The organism is Bradyrhizobium sp. SUTN9-2 (genome assembly GCF_003122645.1).
Taxonomy (GTDB): Bacteria; Pseudomonadota; Alphaproteobacteria; order Rhizobiales; family Xanthobacteraceae; genus Bradyrhizobium; species Bradyrhizobium yuanmingense.
Map to the genome: position 1 here is coordinate 5,092,680 of NZ_LAXE01000001.1, position 19,498 is coordinate 5,112,177.

A 19,498-nucleotide genomic window follows, 5' to 3' on the forward strand; every position below is an offset into this window, starting at 1 on the left:
GTTTCGGCGGCCTTTCCATCGGCGCGATAGCCCCGCGCTGGCAGTCTTCAGGAGATAACCATGTTGAGGAAACTTTCGCTTGCCGCCGTCGCCGCGGTCGCGCTGGGAGCTGCGCTGGCGCCGACCTCGGCCTCCGCTCATTGGCAAGGCGGCGGGCATGGCGGTGGCCGGCACCACGGGCACGCGCACCATCACCACGGCCATGGCTGGGGCGGACCGCGCTTCTACGCCGGCGGTCCCGTCTCCTACGGTTATGGCGGCTGCTATGTGCGCCGGCTGGTCCCGACCCCCTGGGGACCCCGCTGGCGGCTGATCAACCGCTGCTACTGAATCCGTCAGCACCTTCCGAAGGCTACCTAAGCCCCCCAGGTACCTTCCAAGAGAAGCCCCGGCGCCCCCCTCGCCGGGGCTTTGCCTTGAGCGTACAAAGCGCCGCTCATACAATTTTTACGAGAATACCCGGCTTTCCCCAAAGCCAGCGAAACCATTTCGCCGGCAATGACTTGGTACCGTGTCTTTACTTCGAGAACACGGAACCTTGCGATGGCTGGGCTTTTTGCCAATGACAGCGAACAGATCGACCGGCGCACCAGCCGCTCGATTTGCGATGCCGTGGGCGAACGGCTGCAGCAGAGCCTCCGGCCCGAGCCGCGCCTTCCGACCCATCTCGAGCAGCTCCTGAACGAGCTGCAGCGGCGCGAACGCGAGACGCACTAACGCAAAAACGAGTTGCGTTCGCCGCGCCTTGCGGTGACAAGGCCGCATGCTCGCCATCACCGACCTCTCCATCCGCCTCGCCGGACGCCTTCTGATCGACCAGAGTTCCGTGCAGATCACGCCCGGATCGCGCGTCGGCCTGGTCGGACGCAACGGCACCGGCAAGTCGACGCTGTTCAAGGTGATCCGCGGCGAGCTCGCGGCCGAGCACGGCTCGGTGACCCTGCCGCCGCGCTGGCGCATCGGCAGCCTCGCGCAGGAAGCGCCGAACGGCCCCGAAAGCCTGATCTCGGTCGTGCTCAAGGCCGACCTCGAGCGCGACGCGCTGCTCAATGAAGCCGAGCACGCGACCGATCCGCACCGCATCGCCGAGATCCAGACCCGCCTCGTCGACATCGACGCGCACTCGGCGCCGAGCCGCGCGGCTGCGATTCTCTCCGGCCTCGGCTTCTCCGCCGCTGATCAGCTCCGCCCCTGCGCCGAGTTCTCCGGTGGCTGGCGCATGCGCGTCGCGCTCGCCGCAACGCTGTTCGCGGCGCCCGACCTTCTGCTGCTCGACGAGCCCACCAATTATCTCGACCTCGAAGGCACGCTGTGGCTGGAGGATCACCTTGCGCATTATCCGCGCACGGTGATCGTGATCAGCCACGACCGCGACCTCCTGGAAAGCTCGGTCGACCAGATCCTGCACCTCGAGCGCGGCAAGCTCACGCTCTACAAGGGCAGCTACTCCTCGTTTGAAGAGCAGCGCGCCGCGCGCGAGCTGCTCGACGCCAAGGCGGTCAAGCGCCAGGAGGCCGAGCGCGCCCGCCTGCAGTCCTTCGTCGATCGCTTCAAGGCCAAGGCCTCGAAAGCCCGGCAGGCACAGTCGCGCGTCAAGATGCTGGAGCGGCTGAAGCCGATCACGGCGCTGGTCACCGAGGACGTGCGCGAGATCAGCTTCCCGGCACCGGAGAAGATCTTGTCGCCGCCGATCATCGCCGTCGACAACGCCTCGGTCGGCTACGACCCGGCGAGCCCGGTGCTGGGCCGCGTCACCTTGCGCATCGACAACGACGACCGCATCGCGCTGCTCGGCGCCAACGGCAACGGCAAGTCGACGCTTGTAAAACTGCTCGCGGGACGGCTCGCGCCGTTCTCGGGCAAGGTGACGCGCGCCGACAAGCTGTCGATCGCCTATTTCGCGCAGCACCAGCTCGACGAGCTCAACGAGGACGCCTCCGCCTACGACCACGTCCGCAAGCTGATGGGCGATGCGCCCGAAGCCAAGGTGCGCGCCCGCGCCGGCGCGATCGGCTTCTCCGGCAAGGCGGCCGACACCAAGGCCGGCAAATTGTCAGGCGGCGAGAAGGCGCGCCTGCTGCTGGGGCTTGCGACTTTCTTCGGCCCCAACATGATCATCCTGGACGAGCCGACCAACCATCTCGACATCGACAGCCGCGGCGCGCTCGCGGAAGCGATCAACGAGTTTCCCGGCGCGGTGATCATGGTCTCGCACGACCGCTACCTGATCGAGGCCTGCGCCGATCGGCTCTGGATCGTGGCCGATCGCACCGTGACCAATTACGACGGCGACCTCGACGAGTATCGCCGCCTGGTGCTGTCCACGCGCAACGCGGAAGCCCCGGGCGAGCGCAGTGCGCCGCCTGAGAAGCCGCAGCGGCCGAAAGCGGACAATCGCGGAGGCTTGAAGAAGCGCATCGCGGAAGCCGAGGCCGAGATCGCCCGCGTGAGCGAGATCATCGCCAAGATCGACACGGCGCTGGCCCTGCCCGACATTTTCACGCGCGATCCCAAGCAGGCGGCGCAGCTGTCCAAGGCGCGTGCCAATGCCGCCGACGCGCTAGCACGCGCCGAGGACCAATGGCTCGAGGCGAGCGCGCAGTTCGACGAGGCGGCGGGCTAACGTCTCCACCGCACTCCAACCAAACGTGCAAAACAACCCCATGCACAGTACCGGCATGATGGCACCGGCGAACTAGCCTTTGAAGGAGTTGCTTTTTGCCCGCTCGGCCTTCAAGCCCAGCGGGACGCCCCAGCCTCAATCCGCGTATTGCCCGGCGGCCTTGATGATCGGCGCCCAGCGGTCGATCTCGCTGGTCAGCATCGCGCCCAACGCCTCCGGTGTCGCCTTGTCCTGCGGGACCGGCTCGGTGTTGATGTCGTTGAACCGGGCGATCAGCGCGGGATCCTTGAGCGCGGTCTGCAGCGCCGCCGTCAGCTTCTGAACGACCGCCGGCGGCGTGCCCTTGGGCGCATAGATGCCGTGCCCAATACCGAGCTCGAAACCCTTCAGGCCGGCCTCGTCGGCCGTCGGCAGATCGGGCAGGCTCTTCAGCCGCTCCTTGGTGGTGATCGCGTAGGCCTTGACCTGCTTGGCCGTGATCGGCCCGGTCGTGTTCGTCGCCTGGTCGCAGGTGAGATCGATCTGCTTGCCGAGCAGGTCGTTCATGATCGGGCCGTTGCCCTTGTAGGGCACCGTGGTGAGCTGCTTCTGGATCGCGGTCATGAACAGCATGCCGCACAGATGGGAGGCCGCACCCAGGCCGGCGTTGGCGTAGGTCAGCTTGTCGCCCTGCTGCTGGGCGTAGGCGACGAGCTCCTTGAGCGTGTTGGCCGGGAAATCGGGCCGCGCAATGATGGTCATCGGCGCGTTGGTCACGAGCCCGATCGGCGCAAAGGCCGTCTTGGTGTCGTAGCTGAGGTTGCGGTAGAGCGTCGCCGCGGTCGAGATGCCGACGTGATGGATCAGCAGCGTGTAGCCGTCCGGCTGGGCGCGCGCAGCGCGGGTCGTGCCGATGGTGCCGCCGGCACCGGTCGCGTTCTCGACGATGACCTGCTGTCCCAGCGATTTCGCCATGCCGGCCGCGGTCAGGCGCGCGATGGTGTCGGTCGGCCCGCCCGCGGCGAATGGAACCAGCATGGTGATGGGCCGGGTCGGATAGTCCTGGGCGAACGCCGCGCCAGACGACACGAGCAGAGCCGATACGAGGGCTATGAACCGCATTAGTTTCCTCCGGATTGTTGTTTGCGCCATCAAAGCGCATTCCGGGGCGCGCGGCCATCACGAAAGCGACGTCAGCAGGAGTGTTGCGATCACGATTATGGTCGGGCCACCAACGCAGACGGATATCTGAGCGACTGCGACCGGGCCCGTGGCAAGCAGCCGGCAATTGATCAGGCGGTGCGCTAATGCGCGACGAGATCCTGAGCTGTCACGCTTTTGGCTGTTCGCTGCGCATGAACTCTCCGGAAAACCGCTTCGCCCTTTTTCCGCATCATGCTTTAAGTTGTCAGTTGTGGGATCACGACAATCTGGGCCACCACTCGACATGCGATTTCAGCGGCATTTGCATCTATTGGCTGCGGCTCTACTTGCGGCGTTCGCTGCGACCATTGCGTTCGTCATCCCATCTTTCATGCAGATCGAAGAGACGATCAATATCGTCGTGATCACGCAAGGCCTGAACCTGACCATGACGACGTTCATGGTCGCAACGGCGCACGCAGTGCTGCTCGGTCTTCCCCTCTATCTTCTCATCAGCCGCAAGCGATCGCACGTCGGGATTGCGGCCTGCGCTCTCGGAGGTTTCGCCGTCGGGGCAATGCCATTCGGAGTCCTAGCATTGATTTCCATGATCGGTGGCGGCACGCCGACAACGATCAATTGGTTCAACGGCGCACCACCCCCGTTTGGTTGGATCGAGTACGTCAGCACCTTAGGACTCCTGGGTTCGTTGGGCCTTGTTGGCGGCCTCACCTTTTGGGCCGCCATACGAATATCCGGGTCTGATGAACGATCATGGCGTGTCGTTTCTGCAGCCGTCCTTCTGACATGCGGCGTCTTCGTCCTGCCGGTCGTCGTAAGAGACAAAAGCTGCCACAATCTCTTCCGGGACAGCCGCACGCCCGTCCGACTACAAGTCCATGCAAATCTAAGGGTGCCGCCCGAAGAATGGAAAAAACTCGAGCAAACCTTCGCCGACTTCGGTCAAGCGCAAGCGCTATCAATTCGGCGCGACGTACACAGCCAGGATGGAAACGTCATATGGCGGAGCGTAAGCCTGTGCAACGATGCCGGAATCAGCATCAGCGTGGACGACGAGCCGTGGCTCGCTCGTATCCATCCTACTCGTGCGGATGAAGGCATGACCCTCAGCATCTATTCTCTAAGGTCGGGTTGGGACTGGAAGCCGCTCACCCGCCATCTGCTCGGCGAGCTCGAGAAAATTTGGCCCGAGAAAACTACATTCAGGGGACTGAGCGGTCAGATCCTGTTGTTCGAAGATGCAATGAAGGGACGGCCGTAGCCGTTACCTTACGTCTGCTTCCTCTTCGGACTTGGCTGCCCTCGGCATCGGCTGCTGGTCCGGATTGCCTTCGATGGAGGACATGCGACCTGCACGCGGCCTCGCCATCGCCCACCTCACGTCTGCGCCTCGGCTTCGCTCTCGAGCTTCGTCCGCAGTGCCGCGACGATGCGATGAACCGTTTGCAGATCCTTGACCGCAAGCCCTTCGGAAAGGCTGTTGACCCACGGCATCTGCAAAGCCATGGCGGCGTCGAAAGCGCGCCGCCCCTTGTCGGTGAGGACGACGAGCTGTGCGCGGCGGTGATGCGGATTGGCCTCGAAGGCAACGAGGCCTTCCGCATGGAGGTCGTTGACGATCCGCTGCACGTTCTGGCGATTGCCGCCGAGATCCCGGGCGAGCCAGGCTACCGGCTGCGGTCGCTCTGCCTGCACGATGGCGCCGAGAATCTGCCAGCGGGCGCTGGTGAGCCCGAGCGGGGCCACCAAACGGTCCCCTGCGGTCAGGAGCAGGCTGTTCAGCCGGAACAAGTCAAGCATGAGGTTCGTCAGGGCATCGCCGGCCGGCGTCCGTTGGGATTTCCGCATCCGTCACCATAGACAGTTATTGACATCATGATGTCAAATTACTAGATTGCATATAGTACCATATTGACATCATAAAACCATCTCGACGGAGTTCGTCATGGCACGCTTACGCCCACTGGACCCTGACTTTCCCATCGAGCGTCAGCTCGGCATCGACACCGGCCCTTTGGTGCTGGTGAATCTGTTCACGCTCGACAAGGCCGACGAACAAAGCTTTCTCCAGGTCTGGCAGGACGATGCCGCCTTCATGAAGCGGCAGCCGGGCTTCATCTCCACCCAGCTTCACCGAGCGATTGGCGAAAGCCCCACCTATCTGAACTACGCGGTTTGGCAGACGAATGCCGACTTCCGGGCTGCGTTCACGCACCCCGAGTTTAGGTCGAAGATCTCGGCTTACCCCGCATCCGCGGTCGCCTCCCCCCACCTGTTCCAGAAAATCGCGGTGCCCGGCATCTGCGTGGCGTAGCTCGCTTCGAAAACGGCAGACCGATGACCAAGATCATCCACCCAGTCGCGGGAGCGGTCGCACTGATCACCATTGCGACCTTCTGGCTTTCCACGGCTCTCACCGAGCTGTTTGCGTCACACGAGACCATAGCCATGGTGAAGACCGCCATACCGTGGGGCTTCCTGCTGCTCATTCCGATGCTTGCGGCGACGGGAGGCTCGGGATTCGTCCTGGCAAGGCAGCGGCGCGCCGGCCTGATCGGTGCGAAGATCAAACGCATGCCGTTCATTGCCGGCAACGGCATCCTGATTCTGATTCCCGCCGCGTTGTTTCTTGCCTCCAAGGCGAAGGCCGCGGAGTTCGACACCACGTTCTACGCCGTGCAGGCTCTCGAGCTGGCCGCCGGAGCAGCGAACATCGTTCTGCTCGGTCTCAACATGCGTGACGGCCTCAAGATGAAGGGCCGTTTCCGCGTTCGCGAGCCTGATCGCTTGAGCACCAAGCCGATCCTCTGAGCGCGAAGATTCTTTCACTGCTGCGGAAGTGATCCCCGCCTATGCCTGCTTCTTCTTCCCCTTGGCCGCCCTCGGCACCGGCTGCGGGTCCGGATTGCCTTCGATCGAGGACAGACGTCCGGCGGTGAACGTGTAGATGCCGGCGCGCGGACCAGTGGTCCAAGTGACGACGGCGACGCGGCGGCCGCCAGCGTCGTTGGACAGGTTGACGGTCGAGGGCGCGCCGATGCCGCGCACCACGTCGCATTCGGTGTGGCCGAGCGCGACCGTGCCGCCGATCGGCGCGGGCGTCGTCGAGGCATTGGCATCGGCCGGTCCGGGCGGCGGCGCCATGCCGGGACAGGCGCCGTCGGCGCTGACGAGATCCTCAGCCCGCACCGGCTTGTCGGGGGTCAGCGGCGGCGATTCGATCGAGATGTTCTTGATGAAGAGGCGGCCGGGTTTCTGGAACCATTCGGCATCCTTCGACAGCAAATCGGCCCCGCCCGCGCAGCCCGCGACCAGCGGTGCTACGGCAGCCAACGCAATCAAGAGCGAGCCGGGAAGCTTTTGATGTCGCACGATAAACGAATTCCCCACGTGAAGGACCAGCCCTAAGCGATTGTCCCAACATCCCTTTGCGGCATGAAGGTGGCCGAAGCCAGCATCGCCCGAAAAGTGCAAATTATCATTAATTGCGGCTAACTGCGCTTCTGCCACCGGCCGCGGTCGTCGGCCTGCCAATAGGTGACATCAAATCCCCGCGCCTTGCAATCCGTCCAGGCGGTGCGGGCGAGCGCAAGCGCGTCGGGATCGTCGCCGTTGAACAGCAGCACCATGCGCTCATAGCCCTGCGCGTCCTCCGGCAGCGCGGCGTTGTCGACCAGGAAGCGGACATTGGCCCCATTGGGATTGCCGCCCTCGATCGCCAGCACGATCGGCTGGTCGGCAACATCGTTCACCCGCCATGTCGCGTGCGGCAGGAATGAATCGTCGCGATAGGTCCACAAGTGCGAGTCGAGCGCATCGGCGCGCTCCTCCGAGGTCGACTGCACCACGACGCGCCAGCCGCGCTCGAGCGATTTCTCGAGAAGCGGCGGCAACACATTCTCCACCGTCATGTTTTGCAGATGGTAAAACAGCACTTCAGTCATGTCGGGTCATTTGCGCTCGTAATGGTCGGCGACCAGGCGGTCCAGCAGGCGAACGCCGTAGCCGCTGCCCCAGCTCTGGTTGATGTCGGTCTTCGGCGCGCCCATGGCGGTGCCGGCGATGTCGAGATGGGCCCAGGGCACGCCGTCGACGAAGCGCTGCAAGAACTGCGCGGCGGTGATCGAGCCGCCATGGCGGCCGCCGGTGTTCTTCATGTCGGCGAACTGGGAATCGATCAGCTTGTCGTATTCCGGGCCGAGCGGCATGCGCCAGACCTTCTCCCCGCTCTCGATGCCTGCCGTGAGCAGCCGGTCGGCCAGTTCGTCGTTGTTGGAGAACATGCCGGCATGCTCGGTGCCGAGCGCCACCATGATGGCGCCGGTCAGCGTCGCAAGGTCCACCATGAATTTCGGCTTCACCTTCTTGGCGACGTACCAAAGCACGTCGGCGAGCACGAGGCGGCCCTCGGCGTCGGTGTTGATGATCTCGATGGTCTGGCCGGACATCGAGGTGACGATGTCGCCCGGCCGCTGCGCGTTGCCGTCGGGCATGTTCTCGACGAGGCCGATGGCGCCGACCGCGTTGACCTTCGCCTTGCGCGCGGCGAGCGCATGCATCAGGCCGACGACGCAGGCCGCGCCGCCCATGTCGCCCTTCATGTCCTCCATGCTGCCGGCCGGCTTGATCGAGATGCCGCCGGTGTCGAAGCAGACGCCCTTGCCGACGAAGGCGACGGGGGCCTCGCCCTTCTTGGCGCCGTCCCAGCGCATGATCACGGTGCGGCTCGGCCGCGCCGAACCCTGGCCGACACCGAGCAGCGCGCCCATGCCGAGCTTCTGCATCGCCTTGACGTCGAGCACCTCGACCTTGACGCCGAGCTTGCGGAGCTGACCCGCTCTGCGGGCGAACTCCTCCGGGAAAAGCACGTTCGGCGGCTCGTTGACGAAGTCGCGTGCGATGATCACACCGTCGACGACATGGCCGGCCGCGGCGAACGCTTTCTTCGCCGCACCGGCATCGCCGACCGCAAGCGAGACGTCGGCGCGCGCGCCGCCCTCCTCGCCGTCCTTCTTCTTGGTTTTGTAGCGATCGAACTTGTAAGCGCGTAAGCGCAGGCCCGAGGCGATCGCAACCGCCTGCTCGCTGGTCAGGGCGCCACCCGGCAGCTCCGCCAGGATGGTCATGGCGCTGGTGCCGGCGGGCAGCTTGCTGGCCGCCACACCGCCGAATTTGAGGAAATCGTTGGCCTTGAGGCCGGTCGCCTTGCCGGCGCCGATCACGATCAGCCGGGTCGCCTTCACCCCCTCCGGCGCCAGAATGTCCAGCGCAGCACCACTCTTGCCCTTGAAGGCGGCCGCAGCCGCCGCGCGCTTCACAATCTCGGCAGCGCCGCCGAGGGCCTTGACCGTCGCCGGACCGAGCTTCAGGCCGTCGTCGCAGAACACGACCAGGATGCCACGAGGGGCGGCAGACAGCGGGACAAAGCCGACCTTGATGGCATCGGACATGGATAACTCCTCCAAAAGATGGGGCTTTTCGTCGTTCGGGCGTTCCAGCCACAACCGGAGCTGAACGGCGATTCACTGAGGCGTCCCCCACTATGGGCCACCCGCCCCGCAGATGCCAAGCTCCGCCGTGGCCCCCACGCCACAACAGCGAAATATTAACCATATGATGAGGGTGCCACGGGGCAGCCATTTTGTTGACGGATCAAAGGGATGGTAGTGAGAGGATGAACTGGCGGAAGAGCTGTTGGCCGACCTTGGGGATCCCCTGATCGGGGATTGGTTGGGCAGCCGGAATTCCGATCGGAATTGGGGCTTGGTGGGAATTCGTGCGGTAGCGCATGGGGTCGATCGATAGGTATATCTTCCGCACGACGCTGGCGTCGTTTGCGTTGGTCCTGGTCAGCCTCACCGGCGTGATCTGGATTACGCAGGCGTTGCGCGGCATCGACCTGATGACGAGCCAGGGTCAGACCATCCTCACCTTCCTCGGCATCACCAGCCTCGTGATCCCGGCCCTGGTCCTGATCATCTCGCCGATCGCGCTGATGATCGCGATCTCGCACACACTGAACAAGCTCGCGACCGATTCCGAGATCATCGTGATGAATGCCGCCGGCTTCTCGCCGATCCGGCTGTTCGTTCCGTTCTTGTATGCCACCTGCGTGGTGGCGCTGCTGGTCGCCTTCATCGCGGCCTATCTCGCCCCAGACGGGATGCGGCGCATCAAGCAGTGGGATGCCGAGATCACCGCGGACGTGCTCACCAACATCCTGCAGCCCGGCCGCTTCGCCCGGCTCGACGAGAACCTCACGATCCGGATTCGCGAACGCCAACCGGGCGGCATCCTCGCCGGCATCTTCATCGACGACCGCCGCGATCCGAACGAGCGCGTCTCGATCGTCGCCGAGCACGGCGAGGTCGTAAAGAACGAGACCGGCTCGTTCCTGGTGCTGGAAACCGGCAATCTCCAGCGCTTCGAGGCGGGCAAGCGCGATCCGGCGCTCGTGGCCTTCGGCCGCTACGGCTTCGACATGTCGAAATTCGCCAAGGGCCGCGACGTCACCCTCGGCATCCGCGAGCGCTATCTCTGGGAGCTGTTCTCGCCATCCGACAACGATCCCGTCTACAAGCAGATTCCAGGGCAGTTCCGCGCGGCCTTGCATGACAGCCTGCTCGCGCCGATGTATCCGTTCGCCTTTGCGGTGCTGACCTTTGCCTTTCTCGGAGCGCCGCGCACCACTCGCCAGAGCCGCAACTTCTCCATCGCCTCCTCGATCGTGGCGGTGTTCGGCCTGCGCATGGCCGGTTTCGCCTGCTCGGTGATGGCGGTGAAGTCGCCGGGCGCGGTGCTGGCTCAATATGCGATGGTTTTCGGCGCCATCGGCGTCGGGCTGTGGATGATCATCCGCGGTGTCGTGGTCGAGCCGCCTCCCGGCCTGATGGAGGCCATCAACCGGTCGAATGCACGGATCGCACGGCTGTTCGGACGTCCGGCCACCGCATGAGCATGCTCAACAACACACTGGGGCGCTATTTCGCCGGCCGCTTCGTGGTCGCGGCGCTCGGCGTCTTCGGCGGCATTTTCCTGCTGCTGGTGCTGGTCGACTACATCGAGATGGTGCGCAAGACCTCGGGCCTTGCATCCGCCTCCGCGCTCATGGTGGCCGAGACCTCGCTGTTCCGAGTGCCGCAGCTCCTGGAGAAGCTGACGCCGTTCTGCATGCTGATCGGCGCCATGACCTGCTATCTCGCCCTCTCCCGCCGGCTCGAGCTCGTGGTGGCGCGCGCCGCGGGCATCTCCGCCTGGCAGTTCATCGCGCCCGCGCTCGGCAGTGCGCTCCTGATCGGCGTGATCGCCACCGTCGCCTACAATCCGATGTCGGCCAATTTGCGCGAGCTGTCCAAGCGCATGGAGGCCGAGCTGTTCGGCTCCGCACCCGGCGGCGGCATCCAGGACGCCTCCGGCTTCTGGCTCAACCAGATGACCAGCGACGGGCAGACCATCATCAATGCGGCGCGCAGCGAGCAGCAGGGCATCCGGCTGACCGGGCTGACGCTGTTCCGGTTCGACCAGGACCAGCACTTCAAGGAGCGGGTCGAGGCGCGCGAGGCGACGCTGGATGCCGGCCGCTGGCTGTTCAAGGGCGTCCGCCGCTTCTCGCTGGACGGACCGCCGATCGACCAGGCCACCCTGGAGATTCCGACCACGCTGACCGAGGCGCAGGTCCGCAACAGCTTTTCCACCCCCGAGACTGTGTCCTTTTGGCAACTACCGAGCTACATCCGCTCCTCCGAAAGCTCGGGCTTCGCGACAGCGGGATACCGACTCCAGTATCAGAAGCTTCTGGCACAGCCGTTTTTGCTCGCAGCCATGGTGATGCTCGCGGCCTCCGTGTCGTTGCGCTTCTTCCGGATGGGCGGCGTGCAGAAGATGGTTTTGAGTGGCGTGGGCGCAGGCTTTCTGCTCTACGTTCTGTCGAAAGTAACTGAGGACTTGAGCAAGGCTGAGTTGATGCATCCGATCGCTGCGGCGTGGTTGCCCGTTGTGGTGGGCGGCCTCACCGGCTTTTTGGCCTTGCTCTATCAGGAGGACGGATAGTGACTGCCGTCCGCCGAGGGCTCGTGTCTCGTTTGACGCGGCGCACATGGGTGCGCGCGAACGGGCGCGACTTGTCCGTCCGCAGGCTCCTGATTGCCGTCGTCGCGGCTGCCTCGCTCGGCGGCTTGATCGACGCTGCCGCCGTGGCGCCGGCGAAGGCCCAGAGCTTCACCTACAATCCGCTGCCGCCGCGTGCGAAGCCGCCAAAGGCCCCCAACGACAACCAGATGCTGGTTCAGGCCACCGAGGTGAACTACGACTACAACAACTCGCGCGTCTCCGCGGTCGGTAACGTGCAGCTGTTCTACAACGGCACCAGCGTCGAGGCCGACCGGGTCATCTACGACCAGAAGACCAAGCGGCTGCATGCCGAGGGCAACATCCGCATGACGGATGCCGACGGCAAGATCACCTATGCCGAGATCCTGGATCTCTCCGACGATTACCGCGACGGTTTCGTCGATTCGCTGCGCGTGGACACGGCGGACCAGACCCGCATGGCCGCGAGCCGCGCCGACCGCTCCAGCGGCAATTACGCGGTGTTCGAGAATGGCGTCTACACGGCCTGCGCGCCGTGTAAGGACGATCCGAAGAAGCCGCCGCTGTGGCAGGTCAAGGGTGCCCGCATCATCCACGACCAGCAGGAGAAGATGCTGTACTTCGAGACGGCACAGATCGAGTTCTTCGGCGTGCCGCTCGCCTACATGCCCTATTTCTCGACGCCCGACCCGACCGTGAAGCGTAAATCCGGCTTCCTGATGCCGGGCTATATTTCGGGCACGGACAGAACGGGCTATGGCGTCGAGGTCCCCTATTACTGGGCGATCGCGCCCGACATGGACGCAACCATCACCCCGCGCTTCTTGTCGCGGCAAGGCGCGCTGCTGCAGGGCGAATTCCGCCAGCGCCTGATCGACGGCGCCTACCAGATCCGTGCCTACGGCATCTACCAGCTCGATCCCGGAGCATTCGCCGGGCTGCCCGGCGACCGCGAGTTCCGCGGCGCCATCGACACCAAGGGTCAGTTCGCCCTCAACGACAAATGGGTCTGGGGCTGGGACGGCGTGCTGATGTCCGACTACTACTTCTTCTCGGACTACCGGCTCTATCAGTACCGCGATCCGCTCGGCTCGTTCCTGTTGCTGCCGACGGAAGCGCTGTCGCAGCTCTATCTGACCGGCGTCGGCAACCGCAGCTTCTTCGATGCGCGCACGATGTACTGGCTGAGCTATTCGGGCAACCAGAGCCAGGTGCCGATCGTCTACCCGGTGATCGACTATTCCAACGTGCTCAACTATCCCGTCTTCGGCGGCGAGGTCAGCTACAAGACCAATTTCGTGAACCTGTCGCGCGACGATGCGGTGTTCGACCCGATCACGACGCTCGCCAACACCAACAGCCTGTGCACCACGGCATCGGCCGATCCGCTGGCGCGGATGCCCTCGCAGTGCCTGCTGCGCGGCTTCCCCGGCACCTACACCCGCCTCACCGCGGAAGCGCAGTGGCGCAAGTCCTTCACCGACCCGTTCGGCCAGATCTGGACGCCGTTCGCGAGCCTGCGTGCCGACGCGATCAGGTCCTCGGTCTCCAACCAGCCCGGCGTGTCGAACTACCTGCCCGTCGGCGACACCGAGGCGTTCCGCCTGATGCCGACCCTGGGCCTGGAGTACCGCTATCCCTTCATCAACGTTCAGCCCTGGGGCTCGACCACCCTCGAGCCGATCGCGCAGATCATCATCCGGCCGAACGAGACCTATGCCGGCAGGCTGCCGAACGAGGACGCCCAGAGCCTGGTGTTCGACGCCTCGAACCTGTTCAGCGTCGACAAGTTCTCCGGCTACGACCGCGTCGAGGGCGGCGGCCGCGCCAATGTCGGCGTGCAGTCCACCACGCAGTTCGACAGGGGCGGCGCCGTCAAGGTGCTGTTCGGCCAGTCCTACCACCTCTTCGGCCTGAACTCCTTCACGGTGCAGGATGCCATCAATACCGGCCTGAACTCCGGCCTCGACAAGCCGCGGTCGGATTACGTTGCGAGCGCCAACTACTCGCCGAACAGCACCTACACGTTCAGCGTCCGCTCCCGCATGGACGAGCAGACCTGGAACGTGCAGCGCTTCGAGGCGGAAGGCCGCGCCAACTTCAATCGCTGGTCGGTCAGCGTGTTGTACGGCAATTACGCAGAGCAGCCGGAGCTGGGCTATCTGACCCGCCGCGAGGGCATCCTGACCACGGGCTCGCTGAAGGTTGCGACCAACTGGGTGGTGTCGGGCTCGGCGCGCTGGGACCTCGAGGCCAACAAGATCAACCAATATGTGCTCGGTGCCGGCTATGTCGACGATTGCTTCGTGCTGGCGGCGAATTACGTAACTTCGTATAGCTATTCGGCGGGCACCGCACCGCCCACGCTGAGCCACGCGTTCATGTTCCAAATCGGCCTGCGCACGCTGGCGAACTCAACGACGTCCAGCAGTTCCGCCGGCCTCCAGTAAATGGTTTGAAGTGCCGGCCGCGTTTGCCCTATCTCGACGCGGCCGACATGCGAGCGACATCATGACGACGCCATTGCCTGTCTTCCGCCTCCTTCTCGCCATCGGTGCCGGGCTGATCTTGGCCGCCCTGCCCTCGCCGTCGCGCGCGCAGAACATCGCCGTGATGGTCAACGGCGATCCCATCACCGATTTCGACATCGAGCAGCGCATCAAGCTCGACCAGCTGTCGACACAGAAGACCCCCAGCCGGCAGGAGGTCATCAACGTGCTGATCGACGACAAGGTCAAGATCAAGGAAGGCAAGAAATACGGCGTCGATCCCAGCGTCTCCGACATCAACCAGTCCTATGACGGCATGGCGCAGCGCATGCGCATCACGCCGGATCAGCTCACCAAGTCGCTCGAATCCAAGGGCGTCCGCCCGGAGACGCTGAAGAGCCGCATGAGGGCCGAGATGGTCTGGGGCAGCCTCGTGCGCGGCCGCTTCAAGGAGAAGCTGCTGGTCGGCGAGCGCGACGTCGCGCAGGCCGTGCAGGCGCAGACCGGCGAAAAGCTTCAGATCGAGGGCACCGAGTACAAGATGCAGCCGATCGTGCTGATCGTGCCGCGCGGCTCGTCGGCGGCGTTCCTGGAAACCCGGAAGAAAGAAGCCGAGTCCTATCGCGCCCGCGTCGGGAGCTGCGAGGAGGCCAATTCGCTGTTCCGCTCGACACCGAACGCGACCATCCGCGACACCGTCACCAAGACCACCGCGGAGCTGCCGGAGCCGCTGCGCAAGGTGCTCGATGACACCCCGATCGGCCGCCTGACCGCGCCCGAGATGACCAAGAACGGCATCGAGATGGTGGTGCTGTGCTCGCGCAAGCCGACCATGATCGACACGCCGAAGAAGCGTGAGGTCCGCGAGAAGATGTATCAGGAGAAGTACGAGAAGACGCAGAAGGCCTATCTCGACGAGCTGCGCAAGGCGGCGATGATCGAATATCGCAACCGCTGATGGCCAAGCCCTTCTCAGAGCCCTCAACCGAGTCCGCAGCCAAGCCTCTTGCAACCAAGCCCCATGCAGCCAAGCCCCTTGCCCTCACCCTGGGAGAGCCCGCCGGCATCGGCCCCGACATCACGATCGCGGCCTGGCTCAGGCGGGGCGAGCTGAACCTGCCCGCCTTCTATCTGCTCGGCGACGAGGCCCTGATCGCGCGCCGCGCCAAGGCGCTCGGCGCCGATATCAGGATCGCCGCGGTGGGCCCCAGTGAAGCGGGTTCCGCGTTCACGGACGCCCTGCCCGTGGTCGCGACCGGCGAGCGCGCCACCGCCGAGCCCGGCAAGCCCGATTCATCCAGCGCGCCGGCCGCGCTCGCCTCGATCCGGCAGGCGGTCCTCGACGTGCGCGCGGGCCGTGCCGGCGCCGTCGTCACCAACCCGATCGCCAAGAGCGTGCTCTACCGCGCCGGCTTCCGTCATCCCGGCCATACCGAATTCCTCGCCGAGCTCGCCGCGGAGAACGGCCGCGTGCCGCAGCCGGTGATGATGCTGTGGTCGCCCCAGCTCGCCGTCGTGCCCGTGACCATCCACGTCTCGCTGCGCGATGCGCTGGGCGAGCTCACCAGCGAGCTGATCGTCTCGACCGTCCGCATCGTCGCCACCGAGCTGAAGTCCCGCTTCGGCATCGCAAGGCCGCGCATCGCGGTCTCCGGTCTCAATCCCCATGCCGGCGAGGACGGCTCGCTCGGCCACGAGGAGCAGACCGTCATCGTCCCGGCGCTGAAAGCGCTGCGCAACGACGGCATCGAGGCCAGAGGGCCGCTGCCCGCCGACACCATGTTCCACGAGGCGGCGCGACGGACCTATGATTGCGCGGTCTGCATGTATCACGACCAGGCGCTGATCCCGATCAAGACCGTCGCCTTTGACGACGCCGTCAACGTCACGCTCGGACTGCCCTTCATCCGCACATCGCCCGATCACGGCACCGCCTTCGACATCGCCGGCACGGGCAAGGCCAATCCGGCGAGCCTGATCGCCGCGCTCAAGCTTGCGAGCCGCATGGCCGCCTCGCAAAGCTGATGAGCGCGATCGACGACCTCCCGCCGCTGCGCGAGGTCATTCGCCAGCACGCGCTGTCGGCGCGCAAATCGCTCGGCCAGAACTTCCTGCTGGACCTCAATCTCACCGCGCGCATCGCGCGTGCGGCCGCACCGCTCGAGGATTCCACCATCGTCGAGATCGGCCCCGGCCCGGGCGGGCTGACGCGGGCGCTGCTCGCGCTCGGCGCCCGCCGCGTCATCGCCATCGAGCACGACGAGCGCGCGATCCCCGCCTTGCAGGATATTTCCGCGCGCTACCCGGGCAGACTCGAGATCGTGCATGGCGATGCCATGACCTTCGATCCACGCCCGCTGCTCGCGGGCGAACGCGCCAAGATCGTCGCCAACCTGCCCTACAACATCGCGACCCAGCTTCTCATCAACTGGCTCGTTACCGAGCCCTGGCCGCCCTGGTACGAGATGATGGTGCTGATGTTCCAGCGCGAGGTCGGCGAGCGCATCGTCGCGCGCGAGGACGAGGAGGCCTATGGCCGGCTCGGCGTGCTCGCCAATTGGCGCTGCGAGACCAAGATCCTGTTCGACATTGCGCCGTCCGCCTTCGTGCCGCCGCCGAAGGTGACCTCCTCCGTCGTGCGTCTCAAGCCGCGCGCAGAGCCGCTTGCCTGCGATCGCAGGATGCTCGAACAGGTCGCCGCCGCCGCCTTCGGCCAGCGCCGGAAAATGCTGCGGCAAAGCCTGAAATCACTGAATGTCGATCCGGCGCGGCTTGCACGAGCCGCCGGCGTCGACGCGACGCGGCGCGCCGAGACCATTCCCATCTCCGGCTTTGTTGCCATGGCGCGTGAATTGGCGGATATACGCAGCGAAAACTGAGTAACCAAGAATTCCGGAGGAAAGAAAATGGCGTTGATGCGTCGGCAGTCCCTGGTCAAGTTCGATGCGCCGCTGTGCGAGACCATCGTCGAGACGCCCAAGCCGCAGGGCCGTGAGGTCTTGGTCCGCATCGAGCGCTGCGGTCTCTGCCATTCCGATCTCCACATCCAGGACGGCTATGCCGATCTCGGCGGCGGCAAGAAGCTCGACACCACGCGCGGCATGACGCTGCCCTTCACGCTCGGCCACGAGATCGCGGGCGTCGTCGACGAGGTCGGCCCCGATGTTCCGGCCAGCCTCGTCGGCGCCAAGAAGGCGGTGTTTCCGTGGATCGGCTGCGGCCAGTGCCGCGACTGCGCCAATGGCGACGAGAATCTTTGTGTGAAGCAACGCTTCCTTGGCGTCTCCATCGACGGCGGCTTCGCCACCCACGTGCTGGTCCCCGACGCCAAGTACCTGCTCGACTACGATCCCCTGCCCGTCAACCAGGCTGCGACCTTGATGTGTTCCGGCGTCACCGCCTATGGCGCGCTCAAGCGCCTGGTCGACCGTCCGCGCCAGCGCAATTTGCTGCTGATCGGTCTCGGCGGCGTCGGCATGATGGGCCTGTCGTTCGCGCAGGCGATGTTCAAGCAGCCGATCACGGTCGCCGACCTTTCGCCGGCCGCGCGCGAGACCGCACTCAAGAACGGTGCAGCCGTCGCCTACGATCCGGCCGAGCCCGACGTGATCAAACGCATCCTGAAAGAGACCGAGGGCGGCTTCGACGAGGTCGTCGATTTCGCCGGCAACGAGAAGTCGATGGCCTTTGCCGTCGCGGTTGCCGCGCGCGGCGGCAAGATCGTGGTCTCCGGCCTGATGGGCGGCCAGTTCACGCTGCCGATGGTGCAATGGGTCTACAAGCGCATGACCATCGAAGGTTTCATGGTCGGCACGCTCGCGGAGGCTCATGAGCTGATGGCGCTCGCCCGCGCCGGCAAGATCAAGCCGACGCCGATGCGCGAGGAGCCGATGGGCGACGTGCAGAAGTGGATCGACGAATTGCGTGCCGGCAAGGTCGTCGGCCGCATCGTCCTGAAGAACTGACCGCGGCGCGGCGGGTCCGATGCAAGTCTCGCCCGCCGCACGGAACGCCTGCGGCCGCGCCGCGTTGGCTGCGCATGTCGATCCGTTGCACCGTCGAAAGCGCATTCTTCATCGCCTGGAGCTGCCTGGAGAAGAGCGGCGAGCTCGGGCCACCGGACGCGAGCGCGAACTTCCTGCTCGACGCCATCGAGGCGCAGCTTCGAACCGGTGAGCGCCGGCAATTGATGCTCGCCAACCGGGCGATCGACGCTTACCGCGCCGCTGCGCACAGGGCCGGCTGACGGGGGATCGCGAAGTCCGCTGCGGCTGACGATCCTCTCTGCCGCCCAGCCCGCTGAAGCCGCGACGCCGTGCTCTGGTTTTCAACGTTCGAACGTCCGTTGTGTGCACTTTGGAACCGTCGGTTCCGCCGCGGAAACGTAGGTTTGCCGCTGGCGCCGATTCCCGGCCCGCCCAAGAGAACACAATGTGACCGGTCGGCCCCAGAACGATCTGCTCCGGCAGCTCAATCATCAGGATTTCGAACTGCTCGCTCCTCACCTCCAGCCGATCGAACTCGAGGCGAGCCAGATCCTGCATCACGCCGGCGACGACGTCGCCGCGGTCCATTTTCCATGCGGTCCCGCGCTGGTGTCGTTCGCCGTGCCGGTCGAGGACGACCGCGAGGTCGAAAGCCTGCTGGTGGGGCGCGAGGGTGCGGTCGGCATCGCCGCCGGCCCCAGCTCATCGCTCGCCTATTCGCGCATGGTCGTGAAGTTTGGCGGCACCCTGATGCGGCTGCCGTTGCGCGCGCTCGAGCAGGCGCAGCAGAGATCGGCGACGCTCCAGGAGGCCTTCGCGCGCTATGCCGACTGCCAGTTCGCGCAGCTCTTGCAGACTGCGGCTTGCAACGCTGCGCATTCGATCGAGCAGCGGGCCGCCAAGTGGATCATGTCCGCGCAGGAACATATCGGCGGAGCCGAGATTCCTCTCACCCACGAGCAGCTCGCCGGCATGCTGGGCGTCTCCCGCAGCTATGCCAGCCGCGTCATCCAGATGTTCAAGGCGCGGCGCATCCTCGCGACCCGCCGCGGCGCCATCCTGATCCTCGACGCAGCAGCGCTCGAAGCGAGAGCCTGCTGCTGCAACGATTGGGTGAAGAAGCATTTCCACGAGGTGCGCGGTGGAGCGACAACCGCGGAGGGTTGATG

The 19,498-nt window shown here is 65.1% G+C and carries 20 protein-coding genes; 15 read left to right on the forward strand and 5 right to left on the reverse strand.

Annotated features, from left to right (window positions below):
- Positions 1-60 precede the first annotated feature (60 nt).
- The 3 genes from XF30_RS23625 to XF30_RS23630 all read left to right on the forward strand — a co-directional run bounded on the left by XF30_RS23625 (position 61) and on the right by XF30_RS23630 (position 2,623).
- Positions 61-330, forward strand: a complete 270-nt coding sequence (locus XF30_RS23625; RefSeq protein WP_109143991.1) for a sulfur globule protein precursor — start codon at positions 61-63, stop codon at positions 328-330.
- Between the two features lie 213 nt (positions 331-543).
- The gene (locus tag XF30_RS38640) at positions 544-717 is read left to right on the forward strand and encodes a hypothetical protein (protein WP_167361656.1); all 174 of its coding nucleotides are present in this window, start codon (positions 544-546) and stop codon (positions 715-717) included.
- A gap of 46 nt (positions 718-763) precedes the next feature.
- Positions 764-2,623: an ABC-F family ATP-binding cassette domain-containing protein gene (locus XF30_RS23630; RefSeq protein ID WP_109143992.1), complete on the forward strand. Its 1,860-nt coding sequence runs from the start codon at positions 764-766 to the stop codon at positions 2,621-2,623.
- 135 nt (positions 2,624-2,758) lie between these two features.
- On the opposite strand, the gene XF30_RS23635 is transcribed toward XF30_RS23630, so the two are convergent.
- Positions 2,759-3,724, reverse strand: coding sequence for a tripartite tricarboxylate transporter substrate-binding protein (locus tag XF30_RS23635; RefSeq protein ID WP_109143993.1), 966 nt, complete (start codon positions 3,722-3,724; stop codon positions 2,759-2,761).
- 325 nt (positions 3,725-4,049) lie between these two features.
- Here XF30_RS23635 and XF30_RS23640 point away from each other — a divergent pair, with 325 nt between their 5' ends.
- A complete protein-coding gene (locus tag XF30_RS23640) occupies positions 4,050-5,027 on the forward strand; it encodes a hypothetical protein (protein ID WP_141697615.1) in 978 nt (325 codons plus the stop codon).
- A 116-nt stretch (positions 5,028-5,143) separates the two neighbouring features.
- Here the strand turns inward: XF30_RS23640 and XF30_RS23645 are convergent, their stop codons facing one another.
- Entirely contained in the window at positions 5,144-5,614 is a 471-nt protein-coding gene (locus XF30_RS23645) for a MarR family winged helix-turn-helix transcriptional regulator (protein WP_109143994.1), read from the reverse strand.
- Positions 5,615-5,711: 97 nt separating this feature from the next.
- Here XF30_RS23645 and XF30_RS23650 point away from each other — a divergent pair, with 97 nt between their 5' ends.
- Together XF30_RS23650 and XF30_RS23655 are read left to right on the forward strand one after the other, a co-directional pair.
- Entirely contained in the window at positions 5,712-6,080 is a 369-nt protein-coding gene (locus XF30_RS23650) for an antibiotic biosynthesis monooxygenase family protein (protein WP_109143995.1), read from the forward strand.
- A 23-nt stretch (positions 6,081-6,103) separates the two neighbouring features.
- A complete protein-coding gene (locus XF30_RS23655; protein ID WP_109143996.1) occupies positions 6,104-6,577 on the forward strand; it encodes a hypothetical protein in 474 nt (157 codons plus the stop codon).
- Positions 6,578-6,616: 39 nt separating this feature from the next.
- On the opposite strand, the gene XF30_RS23660 is transcribed toward XF30_RS23655, so the two are convergent.
- The 3 genes from XF30_RS23660 to XF30_RS23670 all read right to left on the reverse strand — a co-directional run bounded on the left by XF30_RS23660 (position 6,617) and on the right by XF30_RS23670 (position 9,216).
- Positions 6,617-7,099 carry a hypothetical protein gene (locus XF30_RS23660; protein ID WP_081494469.1) on the reverse strand — a complete coding sequence of 161 codons (483 nt, stop codon included), beginning with the start codon at positions 7,097-7,099 and terminating at the stop codon, positions 6,617-6,619.
- A gap of 158 nt (positions 7,100-7,257) precedes the next feature.
- A complete protein-coding gene (locus tag XF30_RS23665) occupies positions 7,258-7,710 on the reverse strand; it encodes a DNA polymerase III subunit chi (protein WP_057028976.1) in 453 nt (150 codons plus the stop codon).
- Between the two features lie 6 nt (positions 7,711-7,716).
- Positions 7,717-9,216: a leucyl aminopeptidase gene (locus tag XF30_RS23670; protein ID WP_057028975.1), complete on the reverse strand. Its 1,500-nt coding sequence runs from the start codon at positions 9,214-9,216 to the stop codon at positions 7,717-7,719.
- Between the two features lie 338 nt (positions 9,217-9,554).
- On the opposite strand from XF30_RS23670, the gene lptF reads away from it, so the two are divergent.
- The 9 genes from lptF to XF30_RS23715 all read left to right on the forward strand — a co-directional run bounded on the left by lptF (position 9,555) and on the right by XF30_RS23715 (position 19,496).
- Positions 9,555-10,721, forward strand: a complete 1,167-nt coding sequence (lptF, locus tag XF30_RS23675; RefSeq protein WP_109143997.1) for an LPS export ABC transporter permease LptF — start codon at positions 9,555-9,557, stop codon at positions 10,719-10,721.
- Entirely contained in the window at positions 10,718-11,815 is a 1,098-nt protein-coding gene (gene lptG, locus XF30_RS23680) for an LPS export ABC transporter permease LptG (protein ID WP_109143998.1), read from the forward strand. The genes lptF and lptG overlap by 4 nt, the downstream gene beginning before the upstream one ends.
- 50 nt (positions 11,816-11,865) lie before the next feature.
- Positions 11,866-14,304: an LPS-assembly protein LptD gene (locus XF30_RS23685; protein WP_502696167.1), complete on the forward strand. Its 2,439-nt coding sequence runs from the start codon at positions 11,866-11,868 to the stop codon at positions 14,302-14,304.
- Between the two features lie 61 nt (positions 14,305-14,365).
- Entirely contained in the window at positions 14,366-15,301 is a 936-nt protein-coding gene (locus XF30_RS23690) for a peptidylprolyl isomerase family protein (RefSeq protein ID WP_036000650.1), read from the forward strand.
- Positions 15,301-16,368 carry a 4-hydroxythreonine-4-phosphate dehydrogenase PdxA gene (gene pdxA, locus XF30_RS23695; protein ID WP_082641457.1) on the forward strand — a complete coding sequence of 356 codons (1,068 nt, stop codon included), beginning with the start codon at positions 15,301-15,303 and terminating at the stop codon, positions 16,366-16,368. The genes XF30_RS23690 and pdxA overlap by 1 nt, the downstream gene beginning before the upstream one ends.
- The gene (rsmA, locus tag XF30_RS23700) at positions 16,368-17,222 is read left to right on the forward strand and encodes a 16S rRNA (adenine(1518)-N(6)/adenine(1519)-N(6))-dimethyltransferase RsmA (protein ID WP_109144000.1); all 855 of its coding nucleotides are present in this window, start codon (positions 16,368-16,370) and stop codon (positions 17,220-17,222) included. The genes pdxA and rsmA overlap by 1 nt, the downstream gene beginning before the upstream one ends.
- 27 nt (positions 17,223-17,249) lie before the next feature.
- Positions 17,250-18,308 (forward strand): alcohol dehydrogenase, encoded by a 1,059-nt coding sequence (locus XF30_RS23705; RefSeq protein WP_109144001.1) that lies wholly within the window; start codon positions 17,250-17,252, stop codon positions 18,306-18,308.
- 74 nt (positions 18,309-18,382) lie between these two features.
- Positions 18,383-18,589, forward strand: coding sequence for a hypothetical protein (locus tag XF30_RS23710; protein WP_109144002.1), 207 nt, complete (start codon positions 18,383-18,385; stop codon positions 18,587-18,589).
- Between the two features lie 187 nt (positions 18,590-18,776).
- On the forward strand, positions 18,777-19,496 hold the full coding sequence (locus tag XF30_RS23715) for a Crp/Fnr family transcriptional regulator (protein WP_109144003.1): 720 nt from the start codon (positions 18,777-18,779) through the stop codon (positions 19,494-19,496).
- Positions 19,497-19,498 lie beyond the last annotated feature (2 nt).